The organism is Alcanivorax sp. HI0007, assembly GCF_001635525.1.
Lineage (GTDB): Bacteria > Pseudomonadota > Gammaproteobacteria > Pseudomonadales > Alcanivoracaceae > Alcanivorax.
Genome location: NZ_LWEJ01000250.1, coordinates 1 through 14,045 on the forward strand (window position 1 = coordinate 1; position 14,045 = coordinate 14,045).

The following is a 14,045-nucleotide window of genomic DNA, read 5'->3' on the forward strand; positions in this document are numbered from 1 at the left end:
GCCGTCCCTGTTCATGGTGCTCGAAAAGATGCCCCTGTCACCCAACGGCAAGCTGGACCGCAAGGCCCTGCCGGCCCCGCAATGGCAGGCCCGGGAATATCGTGCGCCGCAAACGGAGACGGAACAGCAACTGGCGGGCCTGTGGGAGGAACTGCTCGGCCAGTCTCGCGTTGGACTGGACGATAATTTCTTCGCGTTGGGCGGACACTCCCTGCTGGCCACCCGTGTGGTGGCGGCCTTACGTGATCGTTGGGGGGTGGCTGTGCCCCTGCGTGCCCTGTTCGAGGCCGACTCCCTGCAGGCGCTGGCGGCCCTGGTGGACCAGCACAACGGTGAAGCAAAACAGCAGGAAGACGACGATCTGGCGGCCATGGCCGACCTGCTGGATGACCTGGAAGATTTATGAGTCAACTTGATAAGGCAGCACTGGCCCAGCGTTTTATGGCGCTGGATGAAAGCAAGCAGGCCGTCTTTCTGCAGAAGCTGAGTGAAAAGGGCATTCCCTTTGAGCGGTTGCCTATTGTCGCCGGGCACCGCCCGAAACGAATTCCACTGGCGCCGGCCCAGCAACGGTTGTGGACTATCCATCAACTGGAACCGGATAACACGGCCTACCATCTGACTGCCGCCTTTATGTTGTCAGGTCCGCTGGATGTGGCGCGTCTGTTGCGTGCCGTGGCAGCGGTGGCAGATCGGCACGACAGTCTGCGCACCCGTTTTGTAGAGGAAAATGGCCAGGCGCAGCAATGGATTGCAGCCGCGCCCCTGTCCGTGGAGCAGCGTGATGCCCGGGCGCTGGAGGACAATGCCCGCCAGACCCTTGCGGACGAACATGCCCGTAGACCCTTTGTACTGGAGCGGGACAACCCGTTGCGCGTGCAGCTGCTGCAAGTGACCGATCAGCAATGGCGGCTACAACTGGTCATGCACCATCTGGTCTCCGATGGTTGGTCCATGGACGTGTTCTTTACCGACCTGGCCCGTGCCTATCTGTCCGATGCGCCCCTGTCTCCCTTGTCCATTCAGTACGCGGACTATGCCCTCTGGCAAAAGGCCTGGCTGGATGCCGGTGAGCGGGACCGGCAGTTGGCCTATTGGCGGGAACAACTGGGTCATGATCAACAGGAGAGAGCTCAGCCGCCGTTGTTGATTGCCCATGATCGCAACCCGGAAAAGAACGATTTGCGTCAGGCGGCCAGTGTGCAATGGACCCTGCCGCAACACTTGCAGGCGGCGCTGCAAAAGCTGGCCCGTTACAACGACACCACCCTGTTCACCGTGGTGCTGGCTGCCTGGCAATGGGCACTGGCTGCGGTTGGTGGTCGACGTGATATTCCGGTGGGCGTGCCGGTCGCCAATCGCGAGCGCTCGGAAGTGGAAGCGCTGGTGGGTTTCTTTGTGAACACCCTGGTGATACGCGGCAAACCGCAAGCGGCGCTAACGGTGTATGAATGGGTGGGGAAGTTGCATCAGACCATGCTGGATGCCCAGGCTCATCAGGCGCTGCCCTTTGACCAGCTGGTGGCGTCCCTGTCTCCGCAAAGAGAGCCGGGCGAAACGCCCCTGTTCCAGGTGCTGTTCAACTATCAGCGTCGCGATGGCGGCAGCCGTCATCTGGACCAGGATGTCACCATTACGCCGCTGTCCCAGGGCGTCCCCCATGCACTCTTTGATCTGGCGCTGGATGTGCACGAAAGCGACAACGGGGCGCTGGCACTGACGCTGACCTATGCCGCGGACCGTTTTCATGGCGAAACCGCGAGGCGTTTGCAGCAGGCCATGGAAGCTGTGCTGGATGCCTTCAGCGATGGTCAGTGTCGTCTGGGTACTATCGAGGTGGCCGGCGACGATCTGCCCCGGCTGGAACAGTGGGGGCAGGGCAGCGGTGAGTGGCAGTCGGAAAGCTTTGTGTCCCTGTTTTCGCGGCAGGCGGCCGAGCAGGGTGATGCCATTGCCCTGGTGCATGGCGATACCCGGGTTTCCTTTGCGGAGCTGGAAGCCCGCTCTAACCAACTGGCGCGTTACCTGATTGAGCAGGGAGTAAAAGCGGACGATGTGGTGGGCGTTTCCTTCGAGCGCGGCGTCACCATGATCGAAGCCTTCCTGGCGGTGATGAAAGCCGGCGGCGCCTTCCTGCCGCTGGACCCGGGGTACCCTGCGGATCGTTTGCGTTACATGCTGGAAGACAGTGGCGCGAGCCTGTTGCTGACCTCGTCGGATCTGGCTGAGAGCCTGCCCCGTGTTGATGGACTAACCCCGGTGCGAGTGGAGACACTGGCTCTGCAAGGTTATTCCCCGACAAACCTGCATAACGAACCGCATCCCGGCCAGCTTGCCTACGTCATTTACACCTCCGGTTCCACCGGTAAACCCAAAGGGGTGGCACTGACCAACGGCGGTCTGTCCATGCATGTGCAGACCATCGGTGAGCGCTACGGCATGACACCGGAGGATGTGGAACTGCAATTTGCGTCCATCAGTTTCGATGGCGCCGTGGAGCGCTGGACGGTGCCATTGGCGTTTGGCTCCCGCGTGGTCATCCGCGACCAGGAACTATGGAGTGCGGAAAAATGTTGCGAGGTGCTGGAAAAAGAAAACGTCACCATCGCCTGTTTCCCGCCCAGCTATGTGGGGCCGTTACTGGATTGGATCGAACAGGAACAGCCGGAACTAAAAGTGCGTTCCTGGACCCTGGGGGGCGAAGCCTTTACCCGGGAAACCTTCGAGCGCATGCAACAGGTGCTGAAACCGCAGCGCATTCTTAACGGTTATGGCCCCACGGAAACCGTGGTCACGCCCATGCTGTGGGCGGCCTATCCGGGGGATACGCTGACCAGTGCCTACGCCCCCATCGGTACCGCCGTCGGTCCACGAAAACTCTATGTGCTGGACCAGGATCTCAACCGGGTTCCTGTTGGTGTGGCCGGTGAACTCTATATCGGTAATGAAGTGGGCCTGGCCCGCGGTTACCACGGCCGCCCGGACCTGACCGCCGAACGCTTTCTCCCCGATCCGTTCGGTGAGCCCGGCGAGCGCATGTACCGCACCGGGGACCTGGTGCAATTCCGCGACGACGGCGTCATGGAATATCTGGGCCGGGTGGATCAGCAGGTGAAGATTCGCGGCTTCCGCATTGAGCTGGGCGAAATCGAAAGTCAGCTATTGGCGTTTGATCAAATCCGCGAGGCAGCGGTGGTGGCTCAGCCCTCACCGACGGGTGACAGGTTGGTTGGCTATATCGTGCTACGCGATCCTGTAGGAGCGGCGCTGGATGCTGCCACTATCCTCGCTGACCTGTCCGCCTCCCTGCCGGACTACATGGTCCCCAGTCAGCTGATCACCCTGGAAGCTCTGCCGTTAACCCCGGCGGGCAAGGTGGACCGCAAGGCACTGCCGCAACCGCAATGGCAAACCACTGGCCAAGGCGAGCCTCCACAAACCGACAACGAAAAAATTCTCGCCGATATCTGGCAGCCATTACTGGGCGTGGATAACGTCAGCCGTGACGACCACTTCTTTGCTCTGGGCGGCGATTCCATTCTGGCACTCCAGGTAGTAAGCCGCGCCAGGCAGCAGGGTCTGGCAGTCAGCCCCAAAGAACTCTTCGAGCAACCGTTGCTCAAGGATCTGGCGGCAGTGGTGGTCAGTGCAGAGGCAACCGCTATTTCCCAGGCGCCCATGCTGGGGCCGGTTTCATTGCTGCCGATCCAGCAAAACTTTTTCTCCCTGAACCCGCCCAGCCCCAGTCACTGGAACCAGCATTTGTGGCTGGCTCTGGACGCGCCGATGGAGCGGCAGGCTTTGGAGGCCACGTTGCACGCCTTGTATCGACAGCACGATGCGTTGCGTTTGCGGTTCACCAATCACCCAGAGGGCTGGCAGCAGGAATGTCTGCCTGTCGACACACCGCCGGGGGAACTGCTGTGGTGGCGTGAAGCCTCCGGTGAAGACCAGGTTGCAGCACTGTGTGAACAGGCCCAGCAAAGCCTGAATATTGAAACCGGCGAGTTGCTGCGAGCGTTATATGTTTCCGCACCGGATCAGCCGGATCGCCTGTTGCTGGTGATTCACCACCTGGCTGTGGACGGGGTGTCCTGGCGAATCCTGCTGGAAGATCTGTTGAATGCTTACCAGCAGGTGCAGGGAGGCAAGGATATTGCCTTGCCGGAACGGACCCATAATCTGGCTGACTGGCATCAGGCCCTGCAGCAATGGTGGGAAGAAAAGGGCGAGCAACGCCTGCCGTTTTGGAAGGGGCAGAAACCGGAAAAGCGCGGCGAGCCTTTGCCGGCCTATGCGGAAAAACAGACGGCTTCCTTGTCCCTGAGTCACGAAGACACCCGCCGGCTTTTGCAGGAGGCGCCCACCAAATTGGGGGTAACGGTGCCGGCGTTGTTGCTGACGGCACTCACCCGAACCTTGCAGCAATCTCGTGTAGGAGCGTCGCTCGCGGCGCGATCCGCAATTGTGAAAAATCGCGCCGCCAGCGACGCTCCTACGACAAATCGACCTCTTACCATCAACCTGGAAGGCCACGGTCGCGAAAACCGCCTGGCTCCGGGGCTGGACCTGAGCCGGACGCTCGGCTGGTTCACCAGCCTTTATCCGCTGGCCTTGCCTTACGACAGCGACCCACGCCAGAACCTGTTTGCGGTGTCACAACAACTGAAGCAAGCCGAGACCGATGGCGGAGTGGGCTATGGTGTTTTGCGTTATCTCACGGAGAGTCCGCTTAATGGCAGTGCCGATGCGCCGGTGACCTTCAATTATCTGGGCCAGTACCACGACGACGCCTTGATCCAGGGCTTTACGCCGCTGCAGGGGGGCGGCAAACCACAGGCAGACAACAACCCCATGGCCGCGCCGCTGGCGATTAATGGTCAGGTCGTTGCGGGAAAACTGGAACTGGTCTGGGATTACGCCAGCAGCCACTATGATGCCCGGCGTATTCAGCACCTGTGTGGCCGGTACCGTCAGGAGTTGCTGGCATTGCTGGCCCTGGCGGAGGCGCCTCGTGAAGCCCAGGCCGACCCGGCGCTGGTCACGCCACTGAATCACAGCCCCGATGCCCCTGTGCTGTGGTGCCCGCATCCGGTCACTGGCCGCGTGACCGGTTATCAAGCCATTGCGAGCGCGCTGGATGGGCAGTGGCAGGTCAATGGCTTGCAGTCACGGAGTTTCCTGGAGGAAGGATGGTTTGATCCTTCCCTGGAAGAAATGGCCGAACGTTACTACCGCACCCTGCGTCAGGCACAACCGCAAGGCCCCTATTATCTGCTGGGCTGGTCGCTGGGTGGGGCCCTGGCCATGGAGCTGGGTAAACGTCTGGAAGCCGCGGGGGAATCGGTGGCCTTTCTCGGCTTGCTGGATACCTATGTGCCGGGCCATGAAGTACCGGAAGATCAGTGGACGTCGCCCGAGGCCCAACAGACGCTCCGGGAGCATCTGGGCATGTTGCTGCCCGCGCTTACCGGCAAGGCTCTGGATAGCTGCATCGAACGGCTGCGGGACGGTGCGCCATCACAATGGCCGGGGCTCTTCCGCCACTGGATGCAGGAGCAGTCGGTGGAGCCCGTGATGGCTGACAGTGCGTCCCAATTGCTGCATGCCTGGGCAGTGGAACAGCACCTGCGCGCCCTGTGCTGGGGATATCAATTGCCGCAGCTGGAGACTCCGGTACACAGCTGGTGGGCCAGCGAACCGCGGGGCCGAGCAGACCGCTTGCGTGCAGGGTTGCAGGTATTCGCTTGCCTGGCGCATAGCGAAATCCTGCAGGCTGATCATCTTGGCATTGTCAGGGAAGAGGGTCTGATCAACGGCTTGCCCGACATCCTTGATACCTGTGTATCCCTGATCGATTGACCCAAGCGACAAATAAACCGAAATAAATGTGCACTGGTTGTCAGCTTGGCAATCTGTATAATGCAGATGCGAATCATTCCTATTATTGTGATCGTTACGAACGTTAGGAGAACCACCATGGGGAATCGGACCAGTACTGGCCTGATCCGGGGGCTGCAAACCAGCCGTCATCCGTTGGCTCTGGCCATTACCATTGCCCTGGCCGCCACGCCGGCATGGGCGGAAGAGCAGGAGGCGACACAGCAAGAAGAGCTGCAAACCATCGAGGTAAATGCGGATCAGTCTGAAGACGCCTACGGCGGCGATGACTTCGGCTATGTAGGTCAACGGAGCATGACCGCGACCAAGACCGACACGCCGGTCAGTGAAACCCCGCGCTCAATTTCCATCGTGACCCGTGAGCAAATGAATGACCGGGCTGCTGTGAGCATCAGCGATGCATTGCGTTATACGCCCGGTATCCAGGCCGGTTTTTATGGTGAAGACAATAAGCAGGACTGGTTTATTGTTCGAGGGTTCAAACAGGCTAACAACGGTCTGTATCGTGATGGCACCCGCACCTATTCCAACGGCTTCTACAGCTGGCAGATTGACCCTTTCCTGCTGGAGCGGGTGGAAATCCTTCGCGGCCCCTCTTCGGTCCTTTATGGCCAGACCCCTCCCGGTGGTGTCATTAACGTTATCAGCAAACGACCACAGGATTACTCCTTCGGATCTGTAGGTGTGCAGTATGGGACCTGGGATCGCAAGCAGATATCTGTGGATGCCGGTGCGCCGGTGAGTGATGGTCATGCTTTTCGAGTCGTTGCGCTGGCCAGGGAAAGTGGCACGCAGGTTGATGATGTCGAGCAGGAGCGTGTGCTGTTTGCGCCTTCACTGAAGCTGAATCTGGGTGAAAAAACCAACCTGACCTTGCTGGCGAGCTATCAGGAAGATAACTCCGATCCTTATCTGCAGTTTCATCTTGCTGAGGGAACACTCAATAAAAGCGAGGGTGGAAACGGTTTTATTGATGACGATGTCGCCGTTGGCAACCCGGATTTTGAGCGGTTTGATCGAACCCAATATACCTTCGGTTACCAGCTGGATCATGACTTCAGTGATCAGGTTTCATTCCAGCAAAATGTCCGCTATGGCCGCATCGAAGTGGATTTGCGGCAAATGTACGCGCTTGCCTATGCCGATGACTTTGGTGTCCCGACCGGCCGAACCGAGGTGGTTCGTTATATCTCCACGGAAGAGGGCCATGCTGACAGCTTGAATGCCGATAACCGCTTTATCTACAACTGGGATTTCAATGGCATGGAGCATACGCTTCTTGCTGGCCTGGACTATCAGTTGCTGAAAATCGATGGCAAGGACTATGCCAATGATCCAGTGGTCGGTGAGCAGATAGCCCCTGGCGTCTACGCGCCTAATACGTTAAATGTCTACAACCCGCAGTATTCCGCTGAAAGCGATATCGTACTGTTGAATGGTCCGACCCCCGGTGTGGCACAGCCGCTGACGGAGGCGGATCTTCAACGTCGCACCACCGACAGCTATCAACTGGGTGCCTACCTGCAAGATCAGGTAAAAATCCAGGACCATCTGGTTCTTACTCTTGGTACCAGGTTTGATAAGGTCGATACCGAGTTCCGCAACAAAGCAGATGCCAGTGCCGATCTGGATGTCAGTGATGAGCAGTGGACGGCCAATGCCGGAGCTGCATGGCTGTTTGATGGCGGTGTTACTACCTATGCCAGCTATTCGCAGTTTTTCCAGCCGGTCATTCAGCTTGACCAGAATGATAATGCGGCCAAGCCGGAACAGGGCGATCAGATCGAACTGGGTGTAAAGGTGCAGCCGGATGGCTTTGATGGTTACTTCAATGCTGCTGTCTTTGATATCAGTCATGAAAATCTGACCCGCAATGACACGGTAGGTAATTTGACGCAGATCGGCGAAGTGGAAAGTCAGGGCGTTGAACTTGAGGCGGTGGCCAATATCACCCCGAGTATCAGTGTCGTGGGTAACATGACCTTCCTGGAGCCTGAAATCACCGAAGATATCCGTGGTGATGCGGTCATTGGTAACCAGCCCAACCAGGTCGCCAAACGGCTTGGCTCTTTGTGGGGCAAGTACACGGTATTGGGTGGCGTAATGAACGGGTTGTCGGTTGGCTCCGGTGTGCGTTATGTCGGAGCGACCTATGGCGATGATTTGGAAACCCGCTCATTCAAAGTGGATTCCCATATGCTTTGGGATGCCACCGTCAGTTATCAGTGGGATAACTTCAAATTCCAGGTTGCTGCGAAAAATATCGAAGACAAGGAATATGTTGCGACCTGTAACTTTTGGTGCTGGTATGGCGATCGTCGTAGCGTGATCGGCAGCGTTAGCTATGCCTGGTAAGTCCCAACATGCTTCCATCCCGCTGCCCCACGGGCAGCGGCTGGATGTGTTTGACCTCTCTGAGCACTGGCTGTGCCAGTGCAATGATCAGGACCTGTTGACCGTCCAGCTTGGTGACAAGAGTGGCATGGTTCAGCAATCCATAGACGACCCGGCGCTGTTGCGCCGGGCCGCCTATGCCTTTTTTGTGACCCATCCTGAGGTGAACTCGCTACGGTTTTCTGACCGGTTTCATGCCGGGTTCATGGTTCAGGATGACGGTGATGGCTATGTGCTGGAGCGGGATATGCTCTGGCAGTTGCCGGATGACTGGTTGCCGACACATCTGGGCAGACCCTATCCGGTCACCATGGTGATGGACGCCAGTGGGCGACGCCATCCGCTCCGCCCAGCCAAGCCGACGGGTGAGGTTTACCGGCGTTATGACCAGGGCATCAATGCCTGGGTGTCATTGCGCATGCTGGATATTGATGCCGACCTGGAGCGCTTTATGCGCTGGCAGAATAGCGAACGAGTTGCCGCATTCTGGGAACAGAGTGGTACGCGGGAAGAGCACCGCCGTTACCTGGAAAGCCAGGCAAAGGATCCGCGTGTGCTTAACCTGATCGGTTGTATTGATGATGAACCCTTCGCCTATTTCGAGGCGTACTGGACCAAGGAAGACCGTATCGCGCCCTATTACGATGCGGACGATTTTGACCGGGGTATCCACATGCTGGTGGGTGAAGAACACCACCGGGGTCCCCACAAGGTAAAAGCGTGGCTCAATGCGCTTTGCCACTATCTGTTTCTCGATGACTGCCGTACCCGGCGGATCGTGTCCGAGCCGCGCTCGGATAACGACAGGATGATTCAACACCTCCAAGCCAGGCGTTTTGCCAAGCCAAAGGAGTTCGATTTTCCGCACAAGCGCGCAGCCCTGATGGTGCTGCATCGTGAGGCGTTTTTTGAGCGCTGCGAGCTGAGCTGAAAATCCCATGGCGCGCTGCCCACCACTATCCGGCAGCAGGTGGCTGGCATGAATGTCATGCCGGTGATTGGATAACCCGCACATTGAGGACGACCCCCCATGAGCGTTCACACTCAGGAATACGACGTTGTTGGTATTGGCTTTGGTCCAGCAAACCTGGCCATTGCTATTGCCCTGCAAGAGCAGGCAGAACTGGATGATCTGCAGTATTGTTTCCTGGAAAAACAGCCCCGCTTTGAGTGGCATGGTGGCATGCTGCTGGAAGGCACTCGCATGCAGGTGTCTTTTCTGAAAGATCTTGCCACGCTCCGCAACCCGGCCAGCCGTTTTACCTTCGTCAACTACCTGCATGATCAGCATCGGCTGGATTCCTTTATCAACATGGGCACCTTCTTTCCCACCCGTGTGGAATACAACGACTACATGCGTTGGGCCGCCGATCAATTCAGTGATCGGGTGCACTATGGCCAGGAGGTAATCGCCATCGAGCCGGTAGTGCAGGGCGGTGAGGTGGAATGGGTGCGTGTTCGATCCCGGCAAGCGGATGGTAGTGAGAAAGAAATCTTTACCCGCAATCTGGTAATCGGCATTGGCGGTTATCCACGGATACCGCCGGTGTTCGCCGGCAAGATGGGCGACAACATGGTCCATTCTTCCCGCTATAAACATGAATATGAGCGTTTCGGACGTCATGAGGCGCCTCGCATTGCGGTGATCGGCGCTGGCCAGAGTGCGGCGGAAATCTATCTGGATCTGATGAACCAGTACCCCCACGGCAACATGGATCTGGTGTCTCGCAGCCGGGCTCTGCATCCCTCCGATGACAGTGCCTTTGTGAACGAAATCTTCGATCCGGCCTTTACTGATACCATCTACGGTCGCCCGGAAGCGGAGCGTCGGGATTTCCTGCAGCGATTCAGCCAGACCAACTATGCGGTGGTGGATATGGCCGAGATCGAGCAAATCTACGAGCGTCTCTATCTGCAGAAAATCACTGGCAAGGTACAGCACCGCTATCTGTCCAACCGGGATATCGTGGCGGTGGTCAATGACGGCAAGACAGTGCAGATGACCCTGCGCGACAAGGATGCCGGTGTCGAGCAGGTGGAAGAGTACGATGGCGTGGTGTTGGCCACCGGGTACAACCGGGATGGCCATGAACGCCTGCTCGCTCCCATGGCTGACTGGCTGTCGCCGCAGGGCATTGAGCGCTGTTACCGACTGCCCATGGCTGAAGGTTGCCATGCCAATGTGTTCCTGCAGGGCTGCTGCGAGGAAACCCATGGGCTCAGCGATACCCTGTTGTCGGTGCTGGCGGTGCGTTCCCAGGAAGTGGTGGATGCCCTGCTGCGACGTGAGAAGCGACCCGCCGCCGCTGCTTGCGCCAGCTGATGATCCCGTCCCTGGCCCCCTTGTTCCAGGGGGCTTTTGCTAGCTATGCCCCGATGTTGCGTCTGGCGGCAGCGGGGGAGCCGGCCCTGCCCCTTGTGGCTCTGTTTGAGCCGGATGCCCTGCGCCGGCAACTCCACCGGTTCCGCCCCGATCTCCAGGGTGAAGATGAGCGCGCCTTGCTGTCGATCTGGAGCAAGTATTATTTCCTTTACCTGGTGCCGCCGGTATTGGGCGCCAACCTGATTCTGCAGCGCAGTCTGCCGATACACCCGAGCGCCATGCACCTGGAGCTGAATCAGGAAGGCTTGCCGTCCTGCTTTGTGCTGGAGCATGAAGGGGCCAGTGTGCCGGTCGGCGCCCATCCCCTGACCCGTTTCGAGCCCCTGATTCGGGAGAATATGGAGACAGTGATCAGCGGCTGGCAACAGGCGTTGGGTCTGTCTCCACGCGTCCTGTGGAGTAATGCCAGCCGCTATATTCGCTGGTTTCTGGGGGAGCTGGAAAAGGCCGGTCTGCCGGCAATGATGTGGCAGCCGGGCAAGGCCATTCTGGAATGTGAAACCTTTGCCGATGGCACTGCCAACCCGTTGGCCGGTGCCTACCGGGAGCGGCTGAATCAGAACACCGGTGACGCGATGATCGTACGTAGGACCTGCTGTATTCGCTTCCGTTTACCGGATATGCCCCTTTGCGAAGATTGCCCTCGCCTTTGCAAGAAAGGGCAGATGGCGCAGGCTCCTACCGTGGCAAGGCAATCCAGCTGAGTACGCCCTGCTGGCGTTCCCGCCAGCGAAAGGGGATCTCGGTGCCGTGTTTCCACTGCTCTGTCAGCGTCGTCAGCAAGGTGAGTGAGCGTGGGTTGCGCCGGGCGGCGTCATGGAAATAAAAACGCTTGCCGGTGAGCGGGTAGAGCGCCTTGAACAGGCTTTCCTTGGCGGAAAAGATCAGGGTGATCCGGTTGGCCCGTTGTATCGGCGAGAGCCCTCTCAGATGCTCTCTTTCCTCGCTGGTCAGCAATTCACGGCACAGGCGGTCTGCCCGCTCTGCCGTTAACCATTGCTCCGTGTCCAGACCCACCGCCAGCCAGTGCCGGGCATCGGCCACCATGACTTCTGCTGTGCCCTTGCTGTGAGTAATGCTTCCGACAGTGCCGTCTGGCCATTGGGGGGCTCTGTCGGAGCCCATGCCTGGTATGCCTTCGACGCCCAGCAGACGTAGGGCTTCCCGGGCGCACCAGCGCCCGGCAAGATATTCGGTTCTACGCTTGCCCACGGATGATGCCAGCGATGTCGGCAGGGAGATATCTGCCCGCTGAAAACTGTCATCAAGTAGCCTGTCAGTGTGATAGTGGCAGCCAACACGGATCAACCCATCGGCGATTTCCTCGCGATGGATGTTGGAAAGACACTGTGGGCGCTGGTATTCCGGCATGGTTTCTGGGCTGTTGATGGCGTTGATCGCACTATAACAAACTCGCAGGAAAAGAGGGGGCAGGTTAGCGATGCGCTGGGGAATCAGTGACGGTAGACTCGGCCATTAATGCACGTGTAAGCGTGTTACGACGAAAAAGGAGATTTTCATGGCCGGAACCAGCCTGCTTGCCCTGATCGATGATATTGCTACCTTGCTGGATGACGTTTCCGTTATGACCAAGGTGGCGGCCAAGAAAACCGCCGGGGTGCTGGGCGATGATCTGGCGTTGAATGCCGAGCAGGTGTCCGGCGTGAAAGCAAACAGGGAATTGCCGGTGGTGTGGGCGGTGGCCAAGGGGTCGGCTCTCAATAAGTTGATACTGGTACCTGCCGCCTTGTTGATCAGTGCCTTCCTTCCCTGGTTGATTACGCCGTTGCTGATGATAGGCGGCGCCTTCCTTTGTTACGAAGGTTGCGAAAAGCTGGTGCATAAGTTCTTTCACAAGGAAGAACAGGAACATGAGCATCGGGAAACCCTGAAAGCGGTTGCCGACCCGGCGGTGGACCTGGTGGCGTTTGAAAAGCAGAAGATCAAGGGCGCTATCCGCACCGACTTTATCCTGTCCGCCGAGATCATTGTGATTTCATTGGGGGCGGTACAGTCGGCGACTTTTGGTGTTCAGGTCGCGGCAATTTGTACCATTGCCGTGTTGATGACGATCGGCGTTTACGGTCTGGTTGCCGGTATTGTGAAGCTGGATGACGCCGGCCTGTACCTGGCAAAGACGGATCCTCAGGCATCTGGCGCCGGGGCGCGAATTGCCCTGGGCAAAGGTATCCTGTTTCTCGCCCCCTGGTTGATGAAGACTTTGTCTGTGGTTGGCACTGCTGCCATGTTTCTGGTGGGCGGTGGCATCCTGGTCCACGGCATTCCCGGCTCCCATGACTGGGTGCATCACCTGCAGGAAATGGTTGGCGCAGTGTCCTGGTTGGTGCCGTTACTGGTAAACCTGATTGGCGGGCTGGTGGCAGGCGCCATGGTGCTTGCTGTCGTCACGATGGTGGGGCGGCTGCGTTCTGCCACTGTGGGCTCATGAATATAGCGCAATAGTCCACTTGCTGATGTGTGAGGAGGCCGTGTGTCAGAGGTATGTGACAGGATGCTCTTATTTCGCGAGAGCGAAATACACAGCGCGATCGAAGGTAATGGTGGGCCCACCAGGACTTGAACCTGGGACCAATCGATTATGAGTCGACTGCTCTAACCAGCTGAGCTATAGGCCCGAAAAACGGAAGGACAATAAAATGCCGGCCGCCGATTATTCGGTGGCCGGCAATTTTTTTCAAGTGTTACAGGTCGCCGTCAAGGAAGCTGCGCAAGTGTTCGCTGCGGCTGGGGTGGCGCAGCTTGCGCAGCGCCTTGGCTTCTATCTGACGAATACGCTCACGGGTCACGTCGAACTGCTTGCCCACTTCCTCGAGGGTGTGGTCCGTGTTCATGTCGATACCGAAACGCATGCGCAGGACCTTGGCTTCCCGGGCGGTCAGGTTGGCCAGTACTTCGCGGGTGGCTTCTTCCAGGCCCAGCGAGGTAGCGGAGTCCACCGGGGATTCCATGTTGCCGTCCTCGATAAAGTCGCCCAGGCTGGAATCTTCATCGTCACCGATGGGGGTTTCCATGGAGATCGGCTCTTTGGCGATCTTCAGTACCTTACGGACCTTGTCTTCCGGCATTTCCAGACGCACGCCCAGTTCTTCCGGGGTCGGTTCGCGGCCCATTTCCTGCAGCATCTGGCGCTGTACCCGGTTGATCTTGTTGATCGTCTCTATCATGTGCACCGGGATACGGATGGTGCGCGCCTGGTCGGCGATAGAGCGGGTAATGGCCTGACGGATCCACCAGGTGGCATAGGTGGAGAACTTGTAGCCACGGCGGTATTCGAACTTGTCCACGGCCTTCATCAAGCCGATGTTGCCTTCCTGGATCAGGTCGAGGAACTGCAGACCGCGGTTGG

The 14,045-nt window shown here is 58.4% G+C and carries 9 protein-coding genes and 1 tRNA gene; 7 read left to right on the top strand and 3 right to left on the bottom strand.

What is annotated here, in order from left to right:
- The 6 genes from A3714_RS13575 to fhuF all read left to right on the top strand — a co-directional run.
- Positions 1 to 406 (top strand): phosphopantetheine-binding protein (locus tag A3714_RS13575; protein WP_156493867.1); only part of this gene is annotated, 406 nt, incomplete at its 5' end.
- The gene (locus tag A3714_RS13580; RefSeq protein WP_063525722.1) at positions 403 to 5,862 is read left to right on the top strand and encodes a non-ribosomal peptide synthetase; all 5,460 of its coding nucleotides are present in this window, start codon (positions 403 to 405) and stop codon (positions 5,860 to 5,862) included. The genes A3714_RS13575 and A3714_RS13580, both read left to right, overlap by 4 nt.
- Before the next feature lie 60 nt (positions 5,863 to 5,922).
- A complete protein-coding gene (locus tag A3714_RS13585) occupies positions 5,923 to 8,256 on the top strand; it encodes a TonB-dependent siderophore receptor (RefSeq protein ID WP_231866047.1) in 2,334 nt (777 codons plus the stop codon).
- Positions 8,246 to 9,226 carry a GNAT family N-acetyltransferase gene (locus A3714_RS13590; protein ID WP_063509176.1) on the top strand — a complete coding sequence of 327 codons (981 nt, stop codon included), beginning with the start codon at positions 8,246 to 8,248 and terminating at the stop codon, positions 9,224 to 9,226. Before A3714_RS13585 ends, A3714_RS13590 begins: the two co-directional genes overlap by 11 nt.
- A gap of 99 nt (positions 9,227 to 9,325) precedes the next feature.
- Complete coding sequence (locus tag A3714_RS13595) at positions 9,326 to 10,618, top strand: lysine N(6)-hydroxylase/L-ornithine N(5)-oxygenase family protein (RefSeq protein ID WP_063509175.1); 1,293 nt, start codon at positions 9,326 to 9,328, stop codon at positions 10,616 to 10,618.
- Complete coding sequence (gene fhuF / locus A3714_RS13600) at positions 10,618 to 11,382, top strand: siderophore-iron reductase FhuF (protein ID WP_063509174.1); 765 nt, start codon at positions 10,618 to 10,620, stop codon at positions 11,380 to 11,382. The genes A3714_RS13595 and fhuF overlap by 1 nt, the downstream gene beginning before the upstream one ends.
- Here the strand turns inward: fhuF and A3714_RS13605 are convergent.
- On the bottom strand, positions 11,357 to 12,049 hold the full coding sequence (locus tag A3714_RS13605; RefSeq protein ID WP_063509173.1) for a 4'-phosphopantetheinyl transferase: 693 nt from the start codon (positions 12,047 to 12,049) through the stop codon (positions 11,357 to 11,359). The two genes, fhuF and A3714_RS13605, sit on opposite strands and share 26 nt — an antisense overlap.
- Before the next feature lie 148 nt (positions 12,050 to 12,197).
- On the opposite strand from A3714_RS13605, the gene A3714_RS13610 reads away from it, so the two are divergent.
- Positions 12,198 to 13,127 (top strand): DUF808 domain-containing protein, encoded by a 930-nt coding sequence (locus tag A3714_RS13610; RefSeq protein WP_063525724.1) that lies wholly within the window; start codon positions 12,198 to 12,200, stop codon positions 13,125 to 13,127.
- 110 nt (positions 13,128 to 13,237) lie between these two features.
- Here A3714_RS13610 and A3714_RS13615 read toward each other — a convergent pair.
- Positions 13,238 to 13,314, bottom strand: a tRNA-Ile gene (locus A3714_RS13615).
- Between the two features lie 66 nt (positions 13,315 to 13,380).
- A partial coding sequence (gene rpoD, locus A3714_RS13620; protein WP_063527194.1) for an RNA polymerase sigma factor RpoD occupies positions 13,381 to 14,045 on the bottom strand: 665 nt, incomplete at its 5' end.